Source organism: Parviterribacter kavangonensis, from assembly GCF_056863335.1.
The window spans coordinates 671,785-694,729 of record NZ_JBXPJA010000003.1 but is presented as its reverse complement, the minus strand read 5'-3'; the positions used below and the strand labels follow the sequence as shown (position 1 = coordinate 694,729).

The following is a 22,945-nucleotide window of genomic DNA, read 5'->3' as shown; positions in this document are numbered from 1 at the left end:
GGTTCCATCGCGCGGGGGTACTAGGGTGGCCTCCCCGTGCGGTACCCCGTCGAGAGCTTCACCGAGGCGGAGCAGGCTCGCCTCGCCCCCCACTTCACCCACCCTGACCGTCCGGTCTTCGCGCTGGTCAACCTGCCGGAGACCGTCAAGGGGGCGCTCTTCGCGCGCTACTCGCGCTATCCGGGCACGCTCCGGCGGCTCTTCCTGGACGAGTTCGCGGGCTCGCTCGACGTCGCGACCGGCGGCCTCGACGAGACGGAGGAGGGGACCCGGGCGGCCGAGCTGTACGAGCGCATCTTCCTCGGCTACGGCGACGACTCGGTGGCGCAGCTCGGCGGGATGCACGTCGCCTGCGAGTGGACGTCCAACGTCCTCACGAAGGTCCTCCAGCGCCCCCGGCTCGGCGCGTACCTCGAGCAGTCGACGCGGTACATCGCGTACGACCACCCGATGGAGGGGACGAGCGCGTACCGCTACTACCGCGACGAGACGCTCGGGCCCGAGTACGAGCGCGCGATGGACGGGCTCTTCACGACGTACGCCGAGGCGCTGCCGAAGGTGCTCGCGTGGGTCGAGGGCTCGTTCCCCGGCGACCCCTCTGCGGCGCGGACGCGGGCGTGCAAGGCGAAGGCGCTCGACCTCCTGCGCGGGCTGCTGCCGGCGGCGTCGCTCTCGCACATGGGGATCTACGCGACGGGTCAGACGTACGAGCAGCTCATCCTCCACCTGCTCGCCCACCCGCTGCCGGAGGCGCGCCAGTACGGCGCGTGGATCCTCGACGCGGTCAAGGCGGTCATGCCGAGCTTCGTCGCGCGCATCGAGCGGCCCGACCGCGGCGGCCGCTGGGTCGAGCACCTGCGCACCCGCGACGCGGCCGCCGAGCGCTGGGTCGCCAAGCTCGGCCTCGATCGCTCCACCCCGCGCGACGACGGGCCGTCGGTGCGGCTGCTGCACGTCGACGGCGACGAGGAGGCGCTGCTCGCCGCGCTGCTCTTCGAGGCGGGCGCCGTGTCCGAGGAGGACGCCCGGATCCGCATCGCCGCGCTCGGCACCGACGAGCGCACCGCCCTGCTCACCGATCTCGTCGGCGAGCGCGAGAACCGCCGCCACCGTCCCGGCCGCGGGTTCGAGGCGCTGCGGTACCGCTTCGAGGTCGTCGCCGACTACGGGGCGTTCCGCGACCTCCAGCGCCACCGGATGCTCACCGTGCAGTGGCAGCGCCTGACGCCGGACCTCGGCGCCGGCGTCCCCGAGGAGCTCGAGGAGGCGGGCGTCGCGGATGCCTACCGCGCCGGCCTCGAGGCCTCGCGCGCCGAGCATGCGCGCCTCGTCGGCGCGGGCCTCGAGCGCGAGGCGGTCTACGCGCTCTGCCTCGGCTTCCGCATCCGGTTCGTCCTCGACCTCAACGCGCGCGAGGCGATGCACCTCGTGGAGCTGCGCTCCGGCCGCGAGGGCCACCCCGCCTACCGCGCCGTCGCCCACGAGATGCACCGCCAGATCGCCGCGGTCCACCCGTCCATCGCCGCCGCGATGACGCACGTCGACACGGACACCGAGCCCCGGCTCGAGCGCATCCTCTCCGAGATGCGCACCCAGGCGAAGCTCGACGCCCTGGCGTAGGTCCGCCCGCCCGCGGGGTAGGAGCCGGACGTGAGCGCCGACGAGGTCATCATCACCCCCTACCGCGACGGGCCGCTGCTCGTCCGCGGCCCGTTCCGCCTGCAGGACCAGGACGGCAACGAGATCGAGGTCGGCCGCAAGACCGTCGCCCTGTGCCGCTGCGGCAAGTCCCGGCTGCGCCCGTTCTGCGACGGCAGCCACTCGCTCGTGCGGTTCAAGGCGCCCAGCGGCGCCGAGCAGCGCGGCGGGAACGAGCGCTTCAGCCGCGACGACGACCCCCTTGCGGCTGCTCCGGACCCGGAGTAGCTTCGGCCCGACCCGATCGACAGGAGGAGGTCATGGCCGCCACCACGCAAGAGACGGGTGAGATCACTCGGTGCGTCGAGCTCTACGTCGAGGGCGCTCGAGACGGGGACACCGCCAAGCTCCGCCGTGCCTTCCATCCGGACGCGCGGATGTGGGGCTGCATGGGCGGGCAGCGCTACGACGAGCCGATCAGCGAGATGATCGGGCTGCTCGCCGGCCAGCCCGCCGATCCGGACGGCAGCTACAGGGCGGAGGTCACCGCCGTGGAGCAGACGGGCGACATCGCGACCGCGAAGCTCGTCGAGGACTGCTTCTGGGGCACGGTCTCGTTCGTCGACCTCTTCACGCTCGCCCGCATCCACGGCGAGTGGAAGATCGTCGACAAGGCGTTCACGCACACGAGCGGCGAGCCGCCCGCGCAGTGAGGCCGGCGCGGGCTACGCCGCGGTCGTCTCGGCCAGGGGCGCGCGCAACGACGTGCGCCCCTCGTCCCACGCGGCGAGGAGCTCGGTGGCCCAGCGGGCCTCGATCGCGACGAGCGCGCGGGCTCCCCAGAGGAGGTCTCCGCAGACCGCCGGCTCGGCGCGGACGAGGCCTCCTGCGAGGTCGACCGCGGCGACTGCCTCGTGAACCGCGTCGGCCTCGACGTGCTCGTCGAAGAACGCCGTCGCGCGCTCGCCGAAGCCGAGGCGGCGCAGGCCGTTGCCGTAGCGGCGGTTCGGCACGGTCGAGGTCATCTCGAAGAGCGCGAGGTGGCCGATGATCGCGCCGCGGCGGGCGCGGTGCAGGCCGAGCAGCGACATGAGGTTGACCGTCGCGAGCGTCAGCGCCGGGATGAGGTCGAGGTAGGCGCCGTACCGCGCGTCCAGGCCGAGCTCGTCCATCGCCTGCGCGAAGAGCACCGCGTGAACCCGCTCCGGCCGGCCGCCGCCGAACTCGTCGGCCTCGATCTCGACCAGCGCCGCCTTCGCGGGGCCGCTGAGCCGCGGGATCGCCCAGGCGTGCGGGTCGGCCTCCTTGAGCTGGTACGCCGACCGGTGCACGACGAACTCGAGCACCTGGTCGAGCGTGGCCTGCCGCTCGACGAACTGCGACAGCGAGGGGCCGTCGTCGCTCTCGGCGATCGCGCGCAGGGCGACGTCCATCTCCTCGGGCTCCACCTGCTCGGATGCGTCGACGGGGCCGGCGAGGGCGACGAGCCCGCGGTCGAACACCGTCTCGAGCTCGCGGCGCAGGGCAAGCAGCGACGGCTCCCACTCCCACGCCTCGTCGACGCCGGGCAGCCCGCGGTAGTGCAGCTCGTAGCAGCAGTACAGCGCGAGCTGGAGGTCCTCGTCGGCCAGTGGATCGGCCGGCGACGGAACGGGCAGCGCTTCGAGGGTGTGGACGGGGCGCGTGAGCGCGTCGAGCAGCTGCTCGGTCAGCGCACCGCGAGGCATCGGGAGGGACAGCACCTCGTCAGGAACCTACCCATGAGCGTCCGTCAGGAAGCAGTCGGCGAGTTCCTCTGCAACCCGCGACGCCCCACCGGACCGGAACGCGGCGCGCTGGCGTTCTGCGCCGCCGCCCGCCGCGAGCATCCGCCGCGCGACCGCGAGCTGCGCCGAGGCGCCCTGCTTCGCGGCGAAGGGCTCGACCGCGTCGAGCAGCGCCGCGACCCGGCCCCGCAGCCCGTCGTCGGCCAGCCCGAACCGCAGCGCGCGCCAGCGCTCCTCCTCCAGCTGCCAGTGCGCGGGGACCTCGAGCGGCCGGCCCTCGTCGAACGCCGAGGAGAGCTGCGCCGCCAGCGCGTGGACGACGGCCGCGAGCGCCGCCGCCTCGGCGACGGTCGCCTGCGTGTCCGCGACCCGCACCTCGAGCGTTCCGTGCGTCGGATGCGGCCGCAGCTCCCACCACCACTGCGCCGGGTCGTCGAGCTGAGCCAGCGTCGCGGCGTGCTGCTCCCACGACGCGATCGAGGGCGGCATGCCCTGGCGCGGCAGCAGCCGCGACAGCTGTGGACGGACCGAAGCGAGCGTGGTGTCGCGCCCCGCGTACACGGCGCCGTTCGCCGCCAGCGCGGCGATCGCGGGCAGATGCGCGCGCAGCCCCTCGTGCACCGCCAGGGCACGGTCGGCGCCCCGCACGCAGACGTGGACCTGCAGCGCGAAGACGAGCTGCATCCGAGCGATGTCGCCGTACTGCGCCGCGATCAGCTCGTACCGCGGTCCGTGGTTGAGCTCCCCCAGCGGCGACGCGAACGGGTGCACGCCGGCGCCCGCCAGCCGCAGCCCGTCCTCCGCCGCGGCGGCCGCCGCATCGCGGCGGGCGGCCAGCAGCGCGGCCTCGACCGCGGCCGCGGACTCCAGCGGCGGCAGCACGATCTCCACCTGCGACGCCGGCAGCTCGAGCTTGAACCGCTCGTCCCCCGCCAGCCGCCCGACGACCTCGGGCGCCCGCGGCGCCAGGTCCAGCGTCCGGCCGTCGAGCAGCATGAGCTCCTCCTCGACCCCGACCGTCAGCGGCGCCGGGGCGTCGAACATGGCGTGGAGGTCCGTTTGGCGGCTCAAGCGCGTGGAGAGTACGCGTCCGTGCGCCTCGTGACCCTTCCCGGCGTCTTCCGCCCGATCAGCGACTCGGAGTTCCTCGCCGACGTCCTGCGCGAGCAGACGCTCCCCCCGCGCGCCACCGTCCTCGACCTCTGCACCGGCAGCGGCATCCTCGCGATCACCGCCGCCCGCCGCGGCGCGCGCGACGTGACCGCCGTGGACTGCTCGCGCCGTGCGGTCATGACGACGAAGCTCAACGCGCGGCTCAACCACGTCAAGGTCCGCGCGGTGCGCGGCGACCTCTACGCGCCGGTCGGCCGGCAGCGGTTCGACGCGATCGTGTCGAACCCGCCCTACGTCCCCGCCGAGACCGACGAGCTGCCCGGCAGCGGGCCGGAGCGCGCCTGGGACGCGGGCACGGACGGCCGCGCGTTCCTCGACCGGCTCATCGCGGGAGCGCCGGAGCACCTGCGCCCCGGCGGGTTCCTGCTGATCGTCACGTCGTCGATCCTCGGCACCGCGCGCACGCTCGCCGACATGGAGGCGGCGGGGCTGCAGGCCGAGGTGATCGCGCGCCGCCGCGGGCCGCTCGGCCCGCTGATGTCGGCGCGCGTCAAGCACCTCGAACGCGAAGGCCTGCTCGCCCCCGGGCAGCGCCACGAGGACGTGCAGGTCATCCGCGGGCGGCTCAGCCGCTCTCCTTCTGCAGCTCCTGGACGCGGTCCTGAAGCTGCTGCATCACTCCCGGATCTCGCAACGTCGTGACGTCGCCGAGCTCGCGGCCCTCCGCGATGTCTCGCAGCAGCCGGCGCATGATCTTGCCCGACCGGGTCTTCGGCAGGTCGCCGGCCCAGATGACCCGCTTCGGCCGCGCGAGCTTGCCGATGCGCTTGGCCACGTGCTCGCGGATGTCGCCGACGAGCTCGTCGGTGCCCTCCATGTCGCCCTGCAGCGTCACGAAGGCCGCGACCGACTGACCCGTGTCCTCGTCGGCCTGGCCGATGACCGCCGCCTCGGCGACGTCGGGGTGCGACACGATCGCCGACTCGATCTCCGCGGTCGACATGCGGTGGCCGCTGACGTTGATGACGTCGTCGATGCGCCCGACGATCGAGATGTAGCCGTCCTCGTCGACGCGCGCGGCGTCGCCGACGACGTACGTCTCCTTGCCGAGCCGTGAGAAGTACGTCTCGACGAAGCGGTCCTCCTCCTTGTACAGCGTGCGGAGCATGCTCGGCCACGGCTGCTCGAGGACGAGCAGGCCCTGCTGGCCCGGCTCGACCGCGTTGCCCTCCTCGTCCACGACGCGCGCGCTGATCCCCGGCAGCGGCCGGCCGGCGATGCCCGGCTTCGCCGATTCGGCGCCGGGCAACGTCGTGATCATGATCGCGCCGGTCTCCGTCTGCCACCACGTGTCGACGACCGGGCACGACCCGCCGCCGATGACCTCGCGGTACCACAGCCAGGCCTTCGGGTTGATCGGCTCGCCGACCGTGCCGAGCAGGCGCAGCGAGGAGAGGTCATGGCGCTCCGGGAACTCCTCGCCCCACTTGATGCAGGAGCGGATCGCGGTCGGCGCCGTGTAGAAGACGGTGACGTCGTACTGGTCGATGAGCTTCCACCAGATGTCCTTGTCGGGGTAGTCCGGCGCCCCCTCGAACATCACGCTCGTCACGCCGTTCATCAGCGGCCCGTAGACGATGTAGGAGTGCCCGGTGACCCAGCCGACGTCGGCCGAGCACCAGTACACGTCGCTGTCCGGCTTGAGGTCGAAGACGTTCTTCGTCGTCCATGCGACGCCGGTCAGGTAGCCGCCCGTCGTGTGGAGGATGCCCTTCGGCTTGGCGGTCGAGCCGGACGTGTAGAGGATGAAGAGCGGGTGCTCGGCGTCGAGCTCCTCGGCCGGGCACTCGTCCGCGGCCTGCTCCATCGCCTCGTGGTACCAGACGTCGCGGCCCTCGCTCATGGGCGCGTCGTCGCCCGTGTTGTGCACGACGAAGATGCGCTCGATCGAGCCGACGTCGCCCATGACCTCGTCGACCTGCTGCTTGATCGGCGCGGTCTTGCCCTTGCGCCGCGCGCCGTCGACGGTGATGAGCGCCTTGGCCTCGGAGAAGTGCATGCGCTCCTTGACCGACTCCGCCGAGAAGCCGCCGAAGACGACGTTGTGCGGCGCGCCGATCCGCGCGCACGCCAGCATCGCGACGACGACCTCGGGGATCATCGGCAGGAAGATCCCGACGACGTCGCCGGGACCGATCCCGTTGTCCTTCAGGACGTTCGCGAACTTCTGGACGTCGCGGTGCAGGTCCGCGTACGTGACGTCGCGCGACTCGCCCTCCTCGCCGTGCCAGTGGAACGCGACCTTGTCGCCGTTGCCCGCCTCGACGTGCCGGTCGAGGCAGTTGTACGACGCGTTGATCGTTCCGCCCTGGAACCACTTGTAGAAGGGCGGGTCGCTGTCGTCAAGGACGGTGTCCCACTGCTTGAACCAGTGGAGCTCACCGGCCTGCTCGGCCCACCAGGCCGGAGGGTCCTCCGCGGCACGCTCGTGCAGCGAGCGGTCCTTGACGAGCGCCTGCGACCGGAACTCGTCTGGCGGGTCGAACCTCTCGACCCGCTGCAGCTCCTCGAGCGTCGCGCTCAGACCCTCGGCCATGCGGTCCTCCCTCGTCGTCGTTCTACCGCCTCACCACCGGCCGGCTCGGCCGCATCGGCTCCCCGGTCCGCCGCGCCGGAGCGGGCTCGGTCACGACGGGCCGCTCCGCTCCGATGCCTGTCTCGGAGCGTACATACAGCTCCTCGAACTTCCGCGCCGCATGGCGCTCGCGGCTGAGCATCGTCCCGAGCCAGCAGCCGATGAACCCGAGCGGGATCGAGATGATCCCCGGGTTCGCCAGGTCGTACCAGCTGAAGAGGCCGCCCTCGCTGTCCGGGCCGGGCCACACGGTGGGGCTGATGATCACGAGCCCGACGGCGCTGATGACGCCGAACAGGACGCCGGTCACCGCCCCGGCGGTGTTGAACCGCCGCCAGGTGAGGGCGAGCAGGAGCGCCGGGAAGTTGGCGCTCGCGGCCACCGCGAAGGCGAGGCCGACCATGAACGAGACGTTCAACCCGGCGCCGCCGATGATCGCGACGGCGATCGCGAGGGCGCCGATGGCGATCGCGGCGATGCGCCCGGCCCAGATCTCCTCGTGCTCGGAGTCGCGGTCGTGACGGATGACGTTCGACCAGATGTCGTGCGCGACCGCGCCCGACGCCGAGAGCACGAGGCCCGCGACGACGGCGAGGATCGTGGCGAACGCGACCGCCGCGACGATCGCGAGGAACGCGTCGCCGCCGAACGTGCCGGCGCCGCCGCCGAGCTCCTCCGCGAGGTTCGGCGCGGCGAGGTTGCCGCCCTTGCCCGCCGCCTCCACGCCGGCGTCACCGAGCACCGCCCGGGCGCCGAAGCCGATGAACGTGGTCAGCAGGTAGAAGACGCCGATCAGGCCCATCGCCCAGACGACCGAGCCGCGCGCGGCCTTGCCGTCGGGCACCGTGAAGAACCGCATCAGGATGTGCGGCAGGCCGGCCGTGCCGAGCACCAGCGCGAGCCCGAGCGACACCGTGTCGATCGGCGTGTCGAGGAACGTCCCCGGCCCGAGCGAGAAGGTGCTGTCCGCGCCCGCGTTCGCCTCGGCCTCGTTGAACAGGTCGATCGGGTTGAAGCCGACGCGCTCGAGCACGAAGACCGACATCACGAGGATGCAGGCCATCAGCAGCACGGCCTTCACGATCTGGACCCACGTCGTGGCGAGCATGCCGCCGAAGACCACGTAGGTGAGCATGAAGATGCCCGTGAGCAGCACCGCGATCGAGAAGTCGATGCCGACGAGCGCCTGGATCAGCACGCCCGCGCCGACCATCTGCGCGATGAGGTAGAAGGCGACGACGGCGAGCGTTCCCAGCGCCGCCGCGGTCCGTGCCGGCCGCTGGTTGAGGCGGAACGACAGGACGTCGGCGATCGTGTACTTGCCGGCGTTGCGCATGCGCTCGGCCAGCAGGAACAGCACGGTCAGGAACGCGACGAGGAACCCGACCGAGTACAGGAACCCGTCGAACCCGTAGAGGTAGATCAGGCCCGCGATGCCCAGGAAGGACGCGGCGCTGAGGTAGTCGCCGGAGATCGCGAGGCCGTTCTGGAAGCCGCTGATCGACCGGCCCGCGGCCCAGAAATGCGCCGCACCGGTGACGCGGCGGCTCGCCCAGAAGGTGATCCCGAGCGTGATCGCGAGGACCACGCCGAAGATCGTGAGCGCTTCGACGTTGACGTCGGCTGCGATGGGGATCATGAGCGCCGCGCCTTCTCTGCGACCCGCTCGGCCATCGGGTCGTACGTCCGGTTCGCCTTGCGGAGGTACCAGACGCCGAGCACGGCGACCATCAGGAACTGGGTCAGCGCGAGGCAGTAGCCGACGGTCAGCCCCTCGTACACCGACTCGCCCATGAAGTCCGGCGCGTAGCCGGCGAGGATGATGAACCCGAGGTACCAGGCGAGGAAGCCGATGGTCGCGGGGACGACGAAACGCCGTCGCGCCCGCACGAGCTCCCTGAACTCGGGGGACCGCTCGATCCCCTCCCAGTCGACCGCCGTCGACTCGCGCACACCGGACGATGCTGTGGTGTCCATCCCGCCCTCCCAAGCGTCGTGGACTGCAACCCTCTTCTTGGGTCTAGGTACCCAAGATGGTGCGGATCGTTACCTGCGGCGCTTGCGCTTGCGCTTGATCTCGCGCTGCCGGCCCTCGGCGTCGTCGTCCGTTGACGACTCCTCGGGTGCGGGAGGCGGTTGCGTCTCGCCGCGGGCGGCACGGCGCGCCTCGGCGAGCTGCTGCTGGCTCGGCCACGGGACCGCGCGGCCGGTCTCCCACGCGGGCAGCGGCGCGCCGGGGTTGCGGCGGGAGATGATGAGGCCGAGCATCACGAGCCAGATCGAGCGGACGAGCTGCGGCTGGTCGAGCTGGAAGACCGACAGCGCGCCGACGATGACGCCGAGGATGCCCATGAAGCGCGTCAGCAGGCCGGCGCGCATGGCGCCCAGGGAGATGAGCACGAACGCGAGCGCGAGGGCGAAGCTGCCGAGCACCTCGAGCAGGCCGGCGGCGGCGACGAGCGGCTCGCGGAAGACGTCGCGGGCCTGCTCGGCGGTCGTGCCGTCGAAGTTGCTCGCTCCGACCCAGATGCCGACCTCGCGCAGGAGGTGGCCGACGGCGAACAGCGCGCCGCCGGAGATCGCGGCGATGAGGCCGGGCCGCGAGGTCTCGGGCACGCGGGCGGCGGTGGCGCGGTAGAGGTACACGAGCGCGTAGGCGGCGAGCACCGCGGCGATCGAGGTGAGGAGCGTGCTGAGGCTGAGCGGGACGACCTTGTCGCCGAAGTAGTCGACCTGCTTGACGAGCAGGCTGGGCTCCTGCGGGTCCTGCCCCTGGAGGCGGGTGGAGACCGACTCGGTGATGCTGATGAAGCCGTCGCCCTCCGACGGGCCGCCCCGCGTGAGCAGCGTCAGCAGGACGTTGCCGACGAGCGTCAGGGCGCCCGCGAAGATCGCGGCCGTGCCCGCGCGCGGCCGCTGCTCGGCCTCGCGGGCCAGCGTCTCCTCGACGGACGTGGTCACCGGCGCGGCGTCTCGGCGGCGGACAGCGCCTTGCGAGGCGGCACCCAGTCGAGGTCGTCGCGCTCCACCGTCCGGCTGAGCCGGTCCCCGGCGGCGAGCATGAGGTCGAGTCCGGGCGCGGCCACGCGGAGCACGGCCTCGATGCGGGCGCGCCACGCGCGCTGGGACGGGGAGAGGGTCGCCATCTTGACGCGGGGCAGTCTAGAGAGGCGGGCGTAGACTCGGCGCCGTGATCGCGGTCTACGGAGCAACGGGGTACACGGGCCGGCTCGTCGCCCGTGAGCTGCAGCGGCGCGGGCTCGACGCCCGGCTGTGCGGGCGCAACGGCGGCAAGCTGAAGGCGCTGATCGGTGAGCTCGGGGTCGACTGGGAGTGCCGCGCGGCGCCGGTCGACGACCCGCGGGCGCTGCGCAAGGCGTTCGCGGGCGCGGATGCGCTGATCAACTGCGCGGGGCCGTTCACGTTCTACGGGATGCCGGTCATCGAGGCCGCCGTCGACGCGGGCGTGCACTACTGCGACACCACGGGCGAGCAGCCCTACATGCAGAAGGTCTTCGAGCACCTGTCCGACGCGCCCGTCGCGATCGTGCCGGCGATCGGGTTCGACTACGTGCCCGGCGACCTCGCGTGCGCCCTGGCGGCGCGGGGGCGCGAGCCCGTCGAGCGGCTGGACGTCATGTACGCGGTGAGCGGGTTCGGCGCGAGCCGCGGGACGATGCACTCCGCGCTCGAGATGATGGGCGGCGGCGACCTCGAGTACGTCGGCGGGTCCTGGCGCGAGGCGAGCCGGTCGTTCCGCGGCGAGCGGTTCACGTTCCCGGATCCGATCGGTGAGCAGGTGGTCGCCCGCTACCCCGGCGGCGAGATCGTCACGGCGCCGCGGCACATCGACGTCCGCACGGTGCGGCAGCGCATCACGGCGTCGACGTTCGCGCCGGCGCCGTGGATGGCGGGAGCAGTGCCGGCGCTGACGGGCGCGTTCGGCATGGCGCTGCGCGGCTTCGTCCGCGACGGGTTCGACGCCCTGATCGACCGGCTGCCGGAGGGCCCGAGCGAGGACGCCCGCCGCGCGAGCGCGTTCACCATCGTCGCCGACGCCCACGGCGCGGACGGCACCGCCGGCCGCTGCGTCGTCTCGGGCGGCGACGTCTACGGCATCACGGCGGTCATGGCCGTCGAGATCGCCCGCCGGATGACCGAGCCCGGCTTCGCGAAGTCCGGCCCCCTCGCCCCCGCCCAGACCGTCGACCCCGAGCCCTTCCTCGACTTCCTCGGCGACCACGGCATCACGTACACCGCGGAGAAGGTCGCCGCCGCCGCGCGATGAAGGGTGGCGGCGCCCCGCCGCACGATGTCGGCGGCGCGCCCGGCGGCGCCCCGCCGCTCGATCTCCGCGCCGACTGCCCCGCGTGCGGGTTCCCTCTGCGGGGGTGGCGCTCCGCCGTCTCCGCGGAAGGGGGCGGGCTGGTTCGCCTCTTGCGGTGCGTGTCGTGTGGGAGTGCGGTGACGGCGGCGCCGCCGCTGGAGGACGCGCACGACTCGGGCGCGTACGGGTCGTCGTCGCCGCGCCTCTCCGGCGCGGCGGCTCCAGTGCTCGCCGCGTTCGACCGGGCGCGGCTGAGGCTGCTGCGCTCCGCCGGCGTCCTCCCTCCCGCGCGCGTCGTCGACGCCGGCGCCGGGCGGGGCCGGTTCGTCGCGGCGCTGCGCGCTGCCGGGTACGACGCGGTCGGGATCGAGCCGTCGGACCGCGGGGTGCGGGCGGCGCGGGAGGTCCACGGGCTCGATCTCCTCAAGGCTGGGATCGAGGACGCGACGATCGAGGCGGCCGACGCGGTGACGCTGTGGCACGTGCTCGAGCACGTCGACGATCCGCGCGCGGCGGTCGCGGCGATCGCCGGGTGGCTGCGGCCGGGCGGCGTGCTCGTCGTCGGCGTGCCGAACCTCGAGAGCCTCCAGGCGCGGGTCGGCGGCTCACGCTGGTACCACCTCGACGCGCCGCGCCATCGCACGCACTTCACGCCGCGCGGCCTTTCGGCGCTGCTCGCCGCGCACGGCTTCGAGGTCGAGACGACGCGCCACGTCCTCGCCGAGCACAACCCGTACGGCATGTGGCAGAGCGCGGTCAGCCGGTTGACGGGTGAGCCGTCGTACCTCTACCGGCTCCTCAAGCGCTCCGTCCCGGCCGAGCCGCGAGACCTCGCGATCACGACGGCCGCCGTCCCGCTCGTTCCCGTCGCGGCCGCGGCCGAGCTCGCCGCAGGCCTCGCGGGACGAGGCGGCACGATCGCCGTCGTCGCCCGCCTCTAGCCGAGCGCGTCTTCGAGCGACGCGACCAGCTCGGCGTCACCGAGCGCTTCCGCCAGTGCGGTCGCGGCCGCTGCGTCGTGCGAACGGGCGGTCGGGGTGACGACGACGGTCACTGGGACGTCCACCGCGGCGAGCTCGCGACGGCTGAGCGGCAGCGTCGCCAGGGCGCCGTAGTCGGCGAAGAACCCGCGGGCGGTCGTCCCCTCGCGCCGAGCGCGCCCGTGATCTTCGAGCCACCAGTCAACGGCGGCCTCCGGTCCGTTCGCGCGGATCTCGTCCTCGAGCAGCGCGCGTTCCTCCGACAGCGCCTCGGTCGCCTCGGCGACGAACTGGTACGCCGGCGGATCGATGAGCACCGCCGACCGCGCGGCGGCGTGATGCCGCAGCAGCACGTCTAGCACGACCAGCGCGCCGAGCCCGTCGCCGACGAGCTGCGCCGGCCTGGCGTCGAGCGCGGTCAGCAGCGCATCGAGGTCCTCGCCGTGCTCCTGGACCGTCGCGCGGGTGAACGGCTCGGGCGCCTCCGATCCCCCGTGCCCCCGCCGGTCGTACCTGATCACCCGGCCCGCGACGGCCGGGAGCACCGGCTCAGCCGCCATCCCATGCACCACGACCGTCGCGGGCCCCTCCCCGGAGACCGAGACCTCGAGCTCCACACCGACCGCCGGAACACGCACGGCAGAGAGGCTAGGTGGGGCGACGCCCCAACGGCTCGCGGCCACGAGGCGAGAGAGGCGGCGCCCCCGAAGGCTCGCGGCTGTAGGGGCGAAGAGGTTCGGCGGTGGCTAGCGGCCCGGAGGCCAGGGGAGGCGGGTCCGGATCGGGCCCCAGAGGCTCGGGCGGCGGGCCATGCCTCTCGGGGCCGTCGGGTCGCCGTTGCCGGCGGGTTCCCACAGGGGGTTCTCACGGGCGGGGAGGCGACCGCTGAGGTACCAGCGGAAGACGAGCCCGAGGACGAAGTCGTCGAGCGGGCGGATCCGCCAGAGCCATTGGAAGAACTTCGCCTCGCCGCCGATCGTCATCTCGAGCCGCGGGTGGCGGGCGACGGCGACGAGCGCTCGGGCGATGGCGTCCGGGTGGTAGCCCTCGGGCGGCCGGCGCGGGAGGCGGCCGGTCGCGCTGGTGACGCTGCGCCAGACCGGCGTGGCGATCGCGCCGGGATTGACGATCGCGAGCCGGACGCTGGAGCCCTGCGTGCGCAGCTCGATCCGCAGCGACCGCAGGAACGCGCGGAGGGCGTGCTTCGAGGCGGTGTACGAGGAGAACCCCGGCAACGGGGCCATCGCGTTGATCGAGCCGGTGACGACCAGCACGCCGCCGGTGCGCTCGAGCGCCGGCAGCGCCGCGCGGACGAGGTTGACCGCGCCGATGAAGGTCACCTCGACCGTCCGATCGAAGTCCTGCTTCGCCACGTCGCGGAACGGCCCGAACACCATCGCCGCGGCATTCGAGACGGCGACGTCGACGCCGCCCCACTCGCGCTCGACCGTCGCGACCGCGTCGCGGATCGCGTCCTGGTCGGTGAGATCGAGCGGCAGCACGAGGCACCGCGCTCTCGTCCCGCGGACGCGCTCGGCCACCACTTCCAGCCCATCGCGGCTGCGGGCGACGAGCGCCACGTCGTCGCCGGCCCTCGCGAACGCGTTCGCCGCAGCGGCGCCGACGCCGCTCGAGGCGCCGGTGATCAGGACGCGAGCCATGAGCCCCGCCCCTACCCCGCCCGCCAACCGGCCTCACGAACCTTCGACCACCGCTTGAGGCGGGTGGCACCGCGGTACCAGGCACCCCGGTGCCTGGCACTCCGGTGCCTGGCACTCCGGTGCCTGGTACTCCGGCGCCAGGCGCTCCGGTGCCAGGCACCTCGGTACCTGGCACCAGCCACTACGCTGCGAGGCATGGAAGGTGGTTTCCCCTTCGGCTTCGGTGGCGGCGGCGACCCCGAGGAGCTCCAGCGGCGGCTTGCCGAGTTCGCCGAGCAGCTCCAGGGCGGTCAGAAGCTGGCCTGGGCCGACAACGCGATCCGGCTTGCCGTCGAGATGACGACCGCCGCGATCAACCGCATCAACGTCCAGGGCACGCCCGAGCAGCAGGCCCAGCAGATCCGCTCGGTGATGGCCGTGGTGTTCCCCGAGGCGGTGACCCTCGTGCGCGAGGCGCGCGAGGGGCTGCGCTAGCGGCGCCGCGAAGACGCGCGGTCTCGGTGGCGACCGCGCCGGCGGCTAGGCCGCGCGGCGGTCGTTCTTGATGACGCGCTGGGCGCGGCGGCGGCGCTTGGCCTCGATGGCCGCGGCGTCGGCGCGCGCGAGGAGGTGCTCGGGCGTCCAGCCCTCGTCGGGGAAGATCGCGTAGCCGATGCTGACGCCGAGGGCGTCGATGCCGCCGACGGCGGTGCCGACCGCGTCGACGAGGCGCTCGGCGAGCTGGTCGGCCTCCTGCCACGAGCTCTCGGGCACGAGGACGAAGAACTCGTCGCCGCCCATCCGGACGACGGTGTCCTGGTCGCGCACCGCCTTCTCGAGCGCCCGCGCGACCTCGCGGAGGATCTCGTCGCCCGCCGGGTGGCCGTAGCGGTCGTTGACGAGCTTGAACCCGTCGAGGTCCATCGCCAGGACGCTGAAGCGCCGGCTCATCCGGCGGTGGCGCATGATCTCGTAGCCGATCCGCTCCTGAAGCAGGCGCCGGTTGCCGAGACCGGTCAGCGCGTCCTGCATCGTGAGCAGCTTCAGGCCCTCCTGCCGCGCGTGGACGCGCTCGGACAGCTTGAACGCCACGAACCCCGCGGGCAGCGCGAGCAGGACGGCCAAGAGGCCGAACGAAGCACCCAGGAGAGCGACGAAGCCGACGAACGACCCGACGACGACACCGGACACGATCGCCCGCTCCTGCGCCGGTGCCGGGCGGGGAAGTCCCTTCGCGGGCGAGGGCATCGGGCGGCACCATCGCACGGCGCCCGGACGGCTCCCCGAGGGAAGACGCGTGGAGACGGGCGGAGACGCGCGAAGGGGGCGCCTCAGGTCACCTGGGGCGCGGGGCCGTCTCCGCCGCGTTCGGCGTCTCGGCTCGCGCGGCCCGCGGCGATGACCTCCTTGAACGACCGGAACTGGAAGATCCAGACGAGCGCGCCGAAGCCGACCGCCAGCGTCCACACGGCGATCGCGATCTGCTGGCCGACCGAGTACGCCGCGACGGTCGCTCCCGTGGCGGTCCCCGCGAACACCTTCACGAGCAGCGCCTGCTGGACCCCCGCGCCGCCGGGCGTGAACGGCACGACCGCCGCGACCGCGTTGACGCCCAGGACGAGCAGCACGTTGCGCACGGACCCGCCGACGTTGAACGCCTCGAGCAGGAACCAGAACGCCGTGAACCGCAGGAGCCAGCCGGCGAACTGCACGAGCCAGACCTCGCGGAAGTACCGCTGCCGGTCCCAGAGGATCGTCAGGCCCTGGCGCACCCGCGCCCAGAACGCGCGCACGCGCGCCGACAGCAGCGCGAAGCCCACGACGACGCCGACCAGCACGGCGGTCAGGACGAACAACGTGAACCGCGGGTGCGACGCGAAGAACTGCAGGTCGAACGCCGGGATCTTCGAGAAGTCCGGCGGCTTGGGGAAGACGCCCTGCGTGAACGCGAACGCGAGGATGAACACGGCCATCGACGCGTCGAAGACGTTCTCCACCGCCATCGCCGCGGCGACCGCCGGGTACGTCGAGCGCGGCACCGACGTCTTCGTCAGGAACAGCTTGATGACATCGCCGCCGCGCGCCGGCACGACCCCGTTGAAGCCGTACGCCGCGATGTACGCGCCCCAGATGTTGCGGTAGCGGAAGCGCTCGCCCGGATACGCGGCCCGCAGCACGTTGAAGAACGCGCGCGCCCGCAGCGACAGGTAGCCGGTGAACGCGAGGAGGCCGAGCAGCAGCGGTCCCCAGCGGATCGAGGCGAGGCTGTCGGCGAACGACCCGACCGCGTCGGCGAAGCTCGAGACGCTGCTGCCGATCGACGCGAGGGGCACGCCGGTCAGGCTACGTCGTCAGGCCGCGGCCGACGTGAGGATCGCGCGCGCGACCAGCTCGGGGTCGTCGAACGTCGGCACGTGGCCGCAGTCGACGAGCGTGATGTGACGGGCCTGCGGAACCTCGGCGCGAGCGCGCTCCGCCTGGCGCGGCAGGAGCAGCCGGTCCTTCTCGCCCCACGCGATCGTCACCGGCCCGCGGACCTCGTCGCCGCCGCTGAACCGCCCCTCGGCGAGCGCCTCGAACGTCACCGCGAAGCCGGGGCAGCTTGCGAAGTTCTCGAGCGCCTCGACGGTCGCCGCCGTCGGCATGCGGGCCGGGTGGGCGACGAGCTGGGCGAGGAAGAGCCACTTCAGCCGCGGGCGGGAGACGATGCGCGCCAGGCGCGGTCGCAGGCGCGAGACGAGCGAATGCGCGTTGCGCAGCGACGTCAGCGCGAACGTCCGGTCCCAGCCCTCGGCGAACCCGGCGGGGGACAGCGCGCAGACCGACCGCGTGCGACCCAGCTTCGCCAGCTCCAGCGAGATCCAGCCGCCAAGCGAGTTGCCCGCCACGTGCGCGCTCTCCAGCCCGAGCTCGTCCATGAACCCGGCGACGGCGCGGGCCAGCTCTGGTGCGGACGGCGCGGCCCCGCTCGTCAGGAGCGGCGACTCGCCGAAGCCGGGCAGGTCGAGCGCGATGACGTCGTGCCGCGCGCGCAGCGCGGGGAGCACGGGCGCCCACATCTGCCACTGGCTGCCGATGCCGTGAACGAGGAGGAGCGGCTCGCCCGAGCCGCCGCGGTCGTGCGCGAGGGTCATCTACGGGCGGAACCTACCGCTCGACCTCGTGGCCGTCAGCGGCGAACGCGGCGGCGGCGCGATCGGCGTGCTCGGAACGGACGAGCAGCACGTCCGTGTCGTACGTCGCCAGCGCGAAGATCGGCACCTCGGCGCGCGCCAGCGTGGCCGCCAGCGAGGCGAGCACCCCGGTCATCGCCAGGTCGAGCGGCCCCGCCACCTCGAACGCCCGCCAGCCCCGCTCGGCGACCACGCCGTCCGGCACGCGCGACGACGCGCACACCAGCGACAGCTCGTCCGCGCGCCGCATCGCGCAGCTCACCGGTGGATCGAGGGCGAACCACGCCGGCAGCGGCACGTTGCCCTCCAACCGGCAGACGGCGAGGTCGGTGTCGAGGAGGCGGAGGAGCAAGTGGCCCGGAAACGGCAGCGCCCCCGATGATCGAGGGCGCATGCATCTGTGTTCTCTGACTCCCTGGCAAGGGAGCTCGTTTTGAACAGGCGGCGCCTCCGGTCCCGCCTCGTCGTGCGGGTCGCACCGTCCGTACGTCCTTTGTATCACTCGCCACGGGCGTGTCAAGGCGTCTTCTACGCTCGGCGGAGTGAGCTTCTCGGTCCAGCTCGGCCTCCTGCTCGCCGTGGCGACCGCGCTCACGTCGATCGTCGGGTTCCTCTACAAGCACCGCGGGTCCGTCGACGCGCCCGCGGTCGAGTTCTCGCGCCCGATCTCGAGCTCGCTCGCCCTCTTCCGGTCGCCCTGGTACGTCCTCGGCATCGTCGTGGCGATGGGCTCGTGGGGCCTCCACGTGGCGGCGCTCGCGCTCGCGCCGATCTCGCTCGTGCAGTCGACGATCGCCGGCGGGCTCGTGCTGCTGACGGTCGTCGCCGACCGCGTCTTCGGGCACGACGTGACCCGGCGGGAGTGGATCGGCGTCGCGCTGACCGCGGTCGGCCTGGCGTTCCTCGCTGCGACGCTGTCGGGCGCGGAGAAGGAGGCGCACTCCGACTACACGCCGGCGACGCTGGCGCTGTACGTCGCGCTCGCGGTGTCGGCCGGGCTGCTGCTCGTCGGCTTCGCGCGCGGCGACGGCCATCGCGCGGGTCCGCTGCTCGCCGCGTCGGCGGGCCTGCTGTGGGGCGGCTCCGACGTGTCGATCAAGGCGCTCAGCGGCAGCCTCGACGACCGCGGGATCGGCGTCCTCGCGCATCCGCTGGCGCTGGTGATCCTCGCGCTGTCGCTCATCGGGCTGCTCGTCTCGGCGCGCAGCCTGCAGATCGGCGGCGCCGTCGCGGTCATCGCCGTGACGAGCGCGACCGCGAACGTCGTGACGATCGCGGCCGGGCCCATCGTGTTCGGCGAGCCGGTGCCCGACGACCCGCTCGGGCTGACGGTCCGCGTGCTCGCCTTCGTGCTCGTGATCGCCGCCGCGGCCCTCACGCCGCCGCCGGAACCGAGACCGGCGGCGACGTAGGGCGAAACGGAACGGGCGGCTGCTAGCTGGTCCTCTTGGCGGCGGCCGCGCCGGCCTGCTGCCGCTTCGCCTTCGCCTTGCCGGCCTCGTCCTTCAGGCGCTGAGCCTCGTCCTTGGCGGTGAGCGCCTCCTCGCGCTCGGCCAGCGCCTCCTCGGTGCGCTCGAGCTGCTCGAGGCGCTGCGCGCGCTCGCGCTTCTCGGCGGCCTCGTCGGCCTTGGCCTTCGCCTTGGCGCTCGCGGCCTTGCGGCGCTGCTCGGCCTGCTTGGCCTGCTGCTCACGGCGCTGGCGCTGCGTGCGCGCCTGCTCCTTGCGCTGCTCGGCGCGGCGCTCGGCGTCGGTCTCGACCTGCTCGGCGCGCTCCTTGAGGTCGATCGCGCGCTCCCGCTGATCGGTCGCGGTGGCGCGGCGCGCGGCGTCGCGCTGCAGGCCCTCGTCACCGAGGACGGAGCCGATGCCGCCGCGCACGGTGGCATCGACGCGGTCGACGGTGAGCTTCGCGGTCGCCCGCGGCCCCTCGCCGTTGCCGGGCAGCAGCTTCGTCGCGGCGTCGATCGGCAGGCGGACGAGCTTCAGGTAGCCGTCCACGGCGCTGTGCAGCAGGCTCATCGGGTCTCCTCCGGGTCGATCACGGCCGCCGTGCTCTCGAGCCGGCGCGCCTCCTCCTCGAGCTTCTCGGCGCGGGCCTCGTCGGCGCGCCGGCGCTCCTCGGCCGCCTGCTCCTGGCGAGCGGCGTCGCGGTCGGCCTCGAGCTGCGCCTTCTGCGCGTCACGCTCGATGCGCTGCTCGCGCTCCTCGGCCGCGACCTCCTGCTGGAGGCGCTGGCGCTCGGCCGCGATCTCGTCGCGCTCCTGCTTGAGCTCGGCCTCCTGCTCGACCTGACGGGCCTCGGCGGCCTCGCGGGCGGCGTCGCGCTCGGCGTCGACCTGGGCCTCCTGAAGCCCGCCCTCGCGGGCGAGGTCCTCGTTGCCGACGAGCGATCCGGCGGCCGCCTTCGCCTTGCCGGCGAGCTTGCCGAGAGCGCCACCGGCGGTTTCTTCTCTGGGTTGTTCGGGGTTGGTCACAAGGGTTCCGCTACCCGGGCCCGGGCGCACACGAATCGTGCGATCTGGCACACGACGACGCGCGTCGTAGCCTGAGGCAGCGGGTAAAGGAACACGGTCGTACACCGCTGGGGGCACGACCCGTCACAAATGTCGCCGGATACCAGGAGGATCGTCCGTGGCCGCGCAGGTCAGTGAGAAGGAGGCACGCCAAGTCGCCGAGGCCGCCCGCGAGGCGGAGTGGAAGCTGCCGAGCTTCGGCAAGGAGCTGTTCCTCGGCAAGCTGCGGTTGGATCTCATCCACCCGCAGCCCAAGCAGGACGCCGAGGCGGTCGAGAAGGGCGAGCGCTTCCTCGCGACGCTCCGCGAGTTCCTCGAGACCGAGGTCGACCCGCTGCGGATCGAGCGCGACGCGAAGATCCCGGACGAGGTCCTCGACGGGCTCAAGCGCATCGGCGCGCTCGGCATGAAGGTCCCGGAGGAGTACGGCGGACTGGGCCTCTCGCAGGTCTACTACAACCGCGCGCTGGCGCTGGCGGGCACCGCCCACTCGGCGATCGTGACGTTGCTGTCGGCGCACCAGTCGATCGGCGTCTCGCAGCCGCTCATGGCCTTCGGCTCGGAGGAGCAGAAGCGCAAGTGGCTGCCGCTCGTCGCCAAGGACCACATCTCGGCGTTCCTGCTCACCGAGCCCGACGTCGGCTCCGACCCCGCCCGCCTCGGCGCCACCGCCGAGAAGGTCGAGGGCGGCTACAAGATCAACGGCCGCAAGCTGTGGGCGACGAACGGCGCGTTCGCCGACATCGTCGTCGTCATGGCGAAGGTGCCGAAGCACGACGGCAGCAAGGGCGGCATCAGCGCGTTCGTCCTGCCGTACGACACCGAGGGCGTCACGGTCGAGAACCGCAACCAGTTCATGGGCCTGCGCGGCATCGAGAACTCGGTGACGCTGCTCGAGGACGTCTTCGTCCCCGAGGAGAACCTCATCGGGCGCGAGGGCGACGGCCTCAAGATCGCGCTGACGACGCTGAACACCGGCCGCCTCGCGCTGCCGGCGATCTGCGTCGGCGTCTCGAAGTGGGCGACGAAGGTCGCGCGCGAGTGGTCGGTCGAGCGCGTCCAGTGGGGCAAGCCCGTCGGCAAGCACGACGCGGTCGCGCAGAAGGTCGGCTTCATCGCCGCCACCGCGTTCGGCCTCGAGGCGATGCTCGACGTCTCCTCGCGCCTCGCCGACGAGAAGCGCAACGACATCCGCATCGAGGCGGCGATCGCCAAGCTCTACGCGTCGGAGATGGGCTGGAAGGTCACCGACGAGCTCATCCAGGTCCGCGGCGGCCGCGGCTACGAGACCGCGGAGTCGCTGAAGGCGCGCGGCGAGAAGCCGATCCCCGTCGAGCAGGCGATGCGCGACATGCGCATCAACCGGATCTTCGAGGGCTCCACGGAGATCATGCACCTGCTCATCGCCCGCGAGGCGGTCGACCAGCACCTCGCGGTCGCCGGCGACATCCTCGAGGGCGACGACGTCGACCTGAAGGGGAAGGCGGCGGCCGCCGTCAACGCCGGCAAGTTCTACGCGAAGTGGCTGCCGCAGCTCGCGCACGGCGAGGGCTCGCGGCCGGGCACGTTCGACGAGTTCGGCGACCTCGCGACGCACGTCCGCTACGTCGAGCGCGCCTCGCGCAAGCTCGCGCGCACGACGTTCTACGCGATGACCCGCTACCAGGCGAAGCTCGAGCAGAAGCAGGAGGTGCTCGGCCGCATCGTCGACATCGGCGCGGAGCTCTTCGCGATCTCGTCGGCGGTCGTCTACGCCCAGACGATCCGCAAGGAGCAGCCGGAGCGCGGCCAGTCCGCGCAGGAGCTGGCCGACGTGTTCTGCAAGCACGCGCGCCGCCGCGCGGACGACCTGTTCGCGTCGGTGTTCTCCAACGACGACGACCCGACCTACAAGCTGGCCCAGAACGTCCTGGGCGACCAGCACCTGTGGATCGAAGAGGGCATCGTCGACCCGGCCGAGCTCGGCGCCGACGCCGGCGGCCCGCAGGTCGCCGGCCAGGAGGCGAACGCCGCTCCGGCCGGGAAGAGCGCCAACGGCGGCAACGGCAACGGCTCCGCCGCCAAGAAGCCGATCACCGCGAAGATCCAGTAGTCCGGTTCAGAGGACGACCGCGAGCTTCTTCGCGGTCGGTGCGAGGAGGGCGAGCAGGCGCTTGCCCTCCTCGCGCACCTCGCGCTTCTCGTCGCGCGTGAGCATCTCGAGCGGCGTGACCGTCAGCGTGCCCCCATCGGCGCGCCACATCGCGCGGACGAAGCCGTCGACCAGCACCATCGGGCGGCCGAGCGCGCGGACGACGACGTCACGATGCTCGACCGGGATGACGCGCGAGCGGTCCTGCCAGGCGACGAGCACGTTGTCGTACTCGCCGAGGAAGCGGACGGGCACCTGCGCGTCCGGAGCGGGGAACGGAGCATCGGGGACGTCGAGCAGCTCGCGCCCCGCGTCGTCGGTGACGGTCGTGAGCCGCGGGCGCAGCCGGTCCGTCGCCTCGCGGACGCGGGTGAGGCCCGACCACGCGGCGATGTCGCCCACTGTCGCCGGGCCGAACGCCGCGAGGTAGCGGAGGATCAGCTCGTCCGGCTCGGTGCTCGTCGCGACCGGCGCGCCGAGCCAGTCCTCGACGTGCACCCACGTCGTGCGGCCCGTCTTCGTCCACATCCCGCGCGGCGGCGGCTGAAGCACCGGCTCGGCGAAGTGGACGCCGCGCGCGAGCGCCTCGGGGTCGACGCCGGGGAACCGCTCGCCCAGCAGCTCGCGCAGGTCGGCGGTCGAGCGGGGTCGCTCGCGCAGCAGCTCCCGCGCCACCGCCCGGACCGCGTCGAAGTCCACGCCGTCGAGCGCGCGGCGCATGTCGGGACGGCCGCGCTCGGTCCGGTCGAGGACCGCTTGCGTCACCGGGCGGATCCGCAGCGCGTCCTCGCTCGTGAGCAGGTGGAGCGTCGCGCGCATCACGCCGATGCGGACGACCTCGCGGCGCTCGTAGAGCTCCTCGAGGTGATGCGGGTCGAAGCCCTCGACGCGCGACCACAGGCCGGCGTACGGCGCGCGCGGGACCTGCGCCTGCATGCCGACCAGGCGCTCGAGCACGGTCGTAACCGGCAGCCGCTCCCGCTCGAGGAGCAGCTGCCGGGCGAGCAGCGACCGGTTGAGCGCGCGGAC

General features: G+C 72.9%; 25 protein-coding genes. 9 read left to right on the top strand and 16 right to left on the bottom strand.

Features of this window, described 5'->3' with window-relative positions; translation table 11 throughout:
• Positions 1 to 36: 36 nt before the first annotated feature.
• Genes AC1UE4_RS23270 through AC1UE4_RS23260 form a run of 3 tightly spaced genes read left to right on the top strand, consistent with a single transcriptional unit; the run spans position 37 to position 2,351 of the window.
• On the top strand, positions 37 to 1,620 hold the full coding sequence (locus tag AC1UE4_RS23270) for an FAD-dependent thymidylate synthase (RefSeq protein ID WP_482919720.1): 1,584 nt from the start codon (positions 37 to 39) through the stop codon (positions 1,618 to 1,620).
• Between the two features lie 30 nt (positions 1,621 to 1,650).
• Positions 1,651 to 1,926 carry a CDGSH iron-sulfur domain-containing protein gene (locus AC1UE4_RS23265; protein ID WP_482919719.1) on the top strand — a complete coding sequence of 92 codons (276 nt, stop codon included), beginning with the start codon at positions 1,651 to 1,653 and terminating at the stop codon, positions 1,924 to 1,926.
• Between the two features lie 32 nt (positions 1,927 to 1,958).
• Positions 1,959 to 2,351: a nuclear transport factor 2 family protein gene (locus AC1UE4_RS23260; protein ID WP_482919718.1), complete on the top strand. Its 393-nt coding sequence runs from the start codon at positions 1,959 to 1,961 to the stop codon at positions 2,349 to 2,351.
• A gap of 12 nt (positions 2,352 to 2,363) precedes the next feature.
• Here the strand turns inward: AC1UE4_RS23260 and AC1UE4_RS23255 are convergent, their stop codons facing one another.
• Both AC1UE4_RS23255 and AC1UE4_RS23250 read right to left on the bottom strand, forming a co-directional pair.
• Positions 2,364 to 3,380, bottom strand: a complete 1,017-nt coding sequence (locus AC1UE4_RS23255) for an iron-containing redox enzyme family protein (protein WP_482919717.1) — start codon at positions 3,378 to 3,380, stop codon at positions 2,364 to 2,366.
• A gap of 12 nt (positions 3,381 to 3,392) precedes the next feature.
• Positions 3,393 to 4,475: a carboxylate-amine ligase gene (locus tag AC1UE4_RS23250; protein WP_482919716.1), complete on the bottom strand. Its 1,083-nt coding sequence runs from the start codon at positions 4,473 to 4,475 to the stop codon at positions 3,393 to 3,395.
• 21 nt (positions 4,476 to 4,496) lie between these two features.
• On the opposite strand from AC1UE4_RS23250, the gene AC1UE4_RS23245 reads away from it, so the two are divergent.
• Entirely contained in the window at positions 4,497 to 5,219 is a 723-nt protein-coding gene (locus AC1UE4_RS23245; protein WP_482919715.1) for a HemK2/MTQ2 family protein methyltransferase, read from the top strand.
• On the opposite strand, the gene acs is transcribed toward AC1UE4_RS23245, so the two are convergent.
• From acs to AC1UE4_RS23220, 5 genes are all read right to left on the bottom strand, one after another.
• The gene (gene acs, locus AC1UE4_RS23240) at positions 5,143 to 7,113 is read right to left on the bottom strand and encodes an acetate--CoA ligase (protein ID WP_482919714.1); all 1,971 of its coding nucleotides are present in this window, start codon (positions 7,111 to 7,113) and stop codon (positions 5,143 to 5,145) included. The two genes, AC1UE4_RS23245 and acs, sit on opposite strands and share 77 nt — an antisense overlap.
• A gap of 22 nt (positions 7,114 to 7,135) precedes the next feature.
• Positions 7,136 to 8,791 (bottom strand): solute symporter family protein, encoded by a 1,656-nt coding sequence (locus AC1UE4_RS23235; protein WP_482919713.1) that lies wholly within the window; start codon positions 8,789 to 8,791, stop codon positions 7,136 to 7,138.
• Entirely contained in the window at positions 8,788 to 9,129 is a 342-nt protein-coding gene (locus AC1UE4_RS23230) for a DUF485 domain-containing protein (RefSeq protein WP_482919712.1), read from the bottom strand. The genes AC1UE4_RS23235 and AC1UE4_RS23230 overlap by 4 nt, the downstream gene beginning before the upstream one ends.
• A gap of 69 nt (positions 9,130 to 9,198) precedes the next feature.
• Positions 9,199 to 10,113 (bottom strand): hypothetical protein, encoded by a 915-nt coding sequence (locus AC1UE4_RS23225; protein ID WP_482919711.1) that lies wholly within the window; start codon positions 10,111 to 10,113, stop codon positions 9,199 to 9,201.
• Positions 10,110 to 10,298: a hypothetical protein gene (locus tag AC1UE4_RS23220; RefSeq protein ID WP_482919710.1), complete on the bottom strand. Its 189-nt coding sequence runs from the start codon at positions 10,296 to 10,298 to the stop codon at positions 10,110 to 10,112. Before AC1UE4_RS23220 ends, AC1UE4_RS23225 begins: the two co-directional genes overlap by 4 nt.
• 44 nt (positions 10,299 to 10,342) lie before the next feature.
• Here AC1UE4_RS23220 and AC1UE4_RS23215 point away from each other — a divergent pair, with 44 nt between their 5' ends.
• Positions 10,343 to 11,440 carry a saccharopine dehydrogenase family protein gene (locus AC1UE4_RS23215; protein WP_482919709.1) on the top strand — a complete coding sequence of 366 codons (1,098 nt, stop codon included), beginning with the start codon at positions 10,343 to 10,345 and terminating at the stop codon, positions 11,438 to 11,440.
• 176 nt (positions 11,441 to 11,616) lie between these two features.
• Positions 11,617 to 12,420 carry a class I SAM-dependent methyltransferase gene (locus AC1UE4_RS23210; RefSeq protein ID WP_482919708.1) on the top strand — a complete coding sequence of 268 codons (804 nt, stop codon included), beginning with the start codon at positions 11,617 to 11,619 and terminating at the stop codon, positions 12,418 to 12,420.
• Here AC1UE4_RS23210 and AC1UE4_RS23205 read toward each other — a convergent pair.
• The gene (locus tag AC1UE4_RS23205; RefSeq protein WP_482919707.1) at positions 12,417 to 13,097 is read right to left on the bottom strand and encodes an alpha/beta fold hydrolase; all 681 of its coding nucleotides are present in this window, start codon (positions 13,095 to 13,097) and stop codon (positions 12,417 to 12,419) included. The two genes, AC1UE4_RS23210 and AC1UE4_RS23205, sit on opposite strands and share 4 nt — an antisense overlap.
• Before the next feature lie 108 nt (positions 13,098 to 13,205).
• Positions 13,206 to 14,120, bottom strand: a complete 915-nt coding sequence (locus AC1UE4_RS23200; RefSeq protein ID WP_482919706.1) for an SDR family NAD(P)-dependent oxidoreductase — start codon at positions 14,118 to 14,120, stop codon at positions 13,206 to 13,208.
• Positions 14,121 to 14,315: 195 nt separating this feature from the next.
• Between AC1UE4_RS23200 and AC1UE4_RS23195 the strand changes: the two genes are divergently transcribed.
• On the top strand, positions 14,316 to 14,594 hold the full coding sequence (locus AC1UE4_RS23195; protein ID WP_482919705.1) for a hypothetical protein: 279 nt from the start codon (positions 14,316 to 14,318) through the stop codon (positions 14,592 to 14,594).
• A gap of 45 nt (positions 14,595 to 14,639) precedes the next feature.
• Here AC1UE4_RS23195 and AC1UE4_RS23190 read toward each other — a convergent pair whose 3' ends face one another.
• The 4 genes from AC1UE4_RS23190 to AC1UE4_RS23175 all read right to left on the bottom strand — a co-directional run bounded on the left by AC1UE4_RS23190 (position 14,640) and on the right by AC1UE4_RS23175 (position 17,624).
• Complete coding sequence (locus tag AC1UE4_RS23190; RefSeq protein ID WP_482919704.1) at positions 14,640 to 15,347, bottom strand: GGDEF domain-containing protein; 708 nt, start codon at positions 15,345 to 15,347, stop codon at positions 14,640 to 14,642.
• An 83-nt stretch (positions 15,348 to 15,430) separates the two neighbouring features.
• Positions 15,431 to 16,432, bottom strand: coding sequence for a lysylphosphatidylglycerol synthase transmembrane domain-containing protein (locus AC1UE4_RS23185; RefSeq protein WP_482919703.1), 1,002 nt, complete (start codon positions 16,430 to 16,432; stop codon positions 15,431 to 15,433).
• Positions 16,433 to 16,450: 18 nt separating this feature from the next.
• Positions 16,451 to 17,233 (bottom strand): alpha/beta fold hydrolase, encoded by a 783-nt coding sequence (locus AC1UE4_RS23180; RefSeq protein WP_482919702.1) that lies wholly within the window; start codon positions 17,231 to 17,233, stop codon positions 16,451 to 16,453.
• 13 nt (positions 17,234 to 17,246) lie between these two features.
• Entirely contained in the window at positions 17,247 to 17,624 is a 378-nt protein-coding gene (locus AC1UE4_RS23175; RefSeq protein ID WP_482919701.1) for an ACT domain-containing protein, read from the bottom strand.
• A 190-nt stretch (positions 17,625 to 17,814) separates the two neighbouring features.
• Between AC1UE4_RS23175 and AC1UE4_RS23170 the strand changes: the two genes are divergently transcribed.
• Positions 17,815 to 18,684: a DMT family protein gene (locus AC1UE4_RS23170; RefSeq protein ID WP_482919700.1), complete on the top strand. Its 870-nt coding sequence runs from the start codon at positions 17,815 to 17,817 to the stop codon at positions 18,682 to 18,684.
• 22 nt (positions 18,685 to 18,706) lie between these two features.
• On the opposite strand, the gene AC1UE4_RS23165 is transcribed toward AC1UE4_RS23170, so the two are convergent.
• Both AC1UE4_RS23165 and AC1UE4_RS23160 read right to left on the bottom strand, forming a co-directional pair.
• Positions 18,707 to 19,291, bottom strand: a complete 585-nt coding sequence (locus AC1UE4_RS23165; protein ID WP_482919699.1) for a hypothetical protein — start codon at positions 19,289 to 19,291, stop codon at positions 18,707 to 18,709.
• Entirely contained in the window at positions 19,288 to 19,746 is a 459-nt protein-coding gene (locus tag AC1UE4_RS23160; RefSeq protein ID WP_482919698.1) for a hypothetical protein, read from the bottom strand. The genes AC1UE4_RS23165 and AC1UE4_RS23160 overlap by 4 nt, the downstream gene beginning before the upstream one ends.
• A 157-nt stretch (positions 19,747 to 19,903) precedes the next feature.
• Here AC1UE4_RS23160 and AC1UE4_RS23155 point away from each other — a divergent pair, with 157 nt between their 5' ends.
• Entirely contained in the window at positions 19,904 to 21,877 is a 1,974-nt protein-coding gene (locus AC1UE4_RS23155) for an acyl-CoA dehydrogenase family protein (protein WP_482919697.1), read from the top strand.
• 6 nt (positions 21,878 to 21,883) lie between these two features.
• Here AC1UE4_RS23155 and AC1UE4_RS23150 read toward each other — a convergent pair whose 3' ends face one another.
• Complete coding sequence (locus AC1UE4_RS23150) at positions 21,884 to 22,873, bottom strand: winged helix DNA-binding domain-containing protein (protein WP_482919696.1); 990 nt, start codon at positions 22,871 to 22,873, stop codon at positions 21,884 to 21,886.
• Between the last annotated feature and the right edge of the window lie 72 nt (positions 22,874 to 22,945).

What these genes read in the sequence shown, in the direction of transcription:
- AC1UE4_RS23230 (WP_482919712.1), bottom strand. Translation starts at nt 9,129, where the DNA reads ATGGACACCACAGCATCGTCCGGTGTGCGCGAGTCGACGGCGGTCGAC.
- AC1UE4_RS23200 (WP_482919706.1), bottom strand. Translation starts at nt 14,120, where the DNA reads ATGGCTCGCGTCCTGATCACCGGCGCCTCGAGCGGCGTCGGCGCCGCT.
- AC1UE4_RS23190 (WP_482919704.1), bottom strand. Translation starts at nt 15,347, where the DNA reads ATGCCCTCGCCCGCGAAGGGACTTCCCCGCCCGGCACCGGCGCAGGAG.
- AC1UE4_RS23180 (WP_482919702.1), bottom strand. Translation starts at nt 17,233, where the DNA reads ATGACCCTCGCGCACGACCGCGGCGGCTCGGGCGAGCCGCTCCTCCTC.
- acs (WP_482919714.1), bottom strand. Translation starts at nt 7,113, where the DNA reads ATGGCCGAGGGTCTGAGCGCGACGCTCGAGGAGCTGCAGCGGGTCGAG.
- AC1UE4_RS23220 (WP_482919710.1), bottom strand. Translation starts at nt 10,298, where the DNA reads ATGGCGACCCTCTCCCCGTCCCAGCGCGCGTGGCGCGCCCGCATCGAG.
- AC1UE4_RS23165 (WP_482919699.1), bottom strand. Translation starts at nt 19,291, where the DNA reads ATGAGCCTGCTGCACAGCGCCGTGGACGGCTACCTGAAGCTCGTCCGC.
- AC1UE4_RS23195 (WP_482919705.1), top strand. Translation starts at nt 14,316, where the DNA reads ATGGAAGGTGGTTTCCCCTTCGGCTTCGGTGGCGGCGGCGACCCCGAG.
- AC1UE4_RS23260 (WP_482919718.1), top strand. Translation starts at nt 1,959, where the DNA reads ATGGCCGCCACCACGCAAGAGACGGGTGAGATCACTCGGTGCGTCGAG.
- AC1UE4_RS23235 (WP_482919713.1), bottom strand. Translation starts at nt 8,791, where the DNA reads ATGATCCCCATCGCAGCCGACGTCAACGTCGAAGCGCTCACGATCTTC.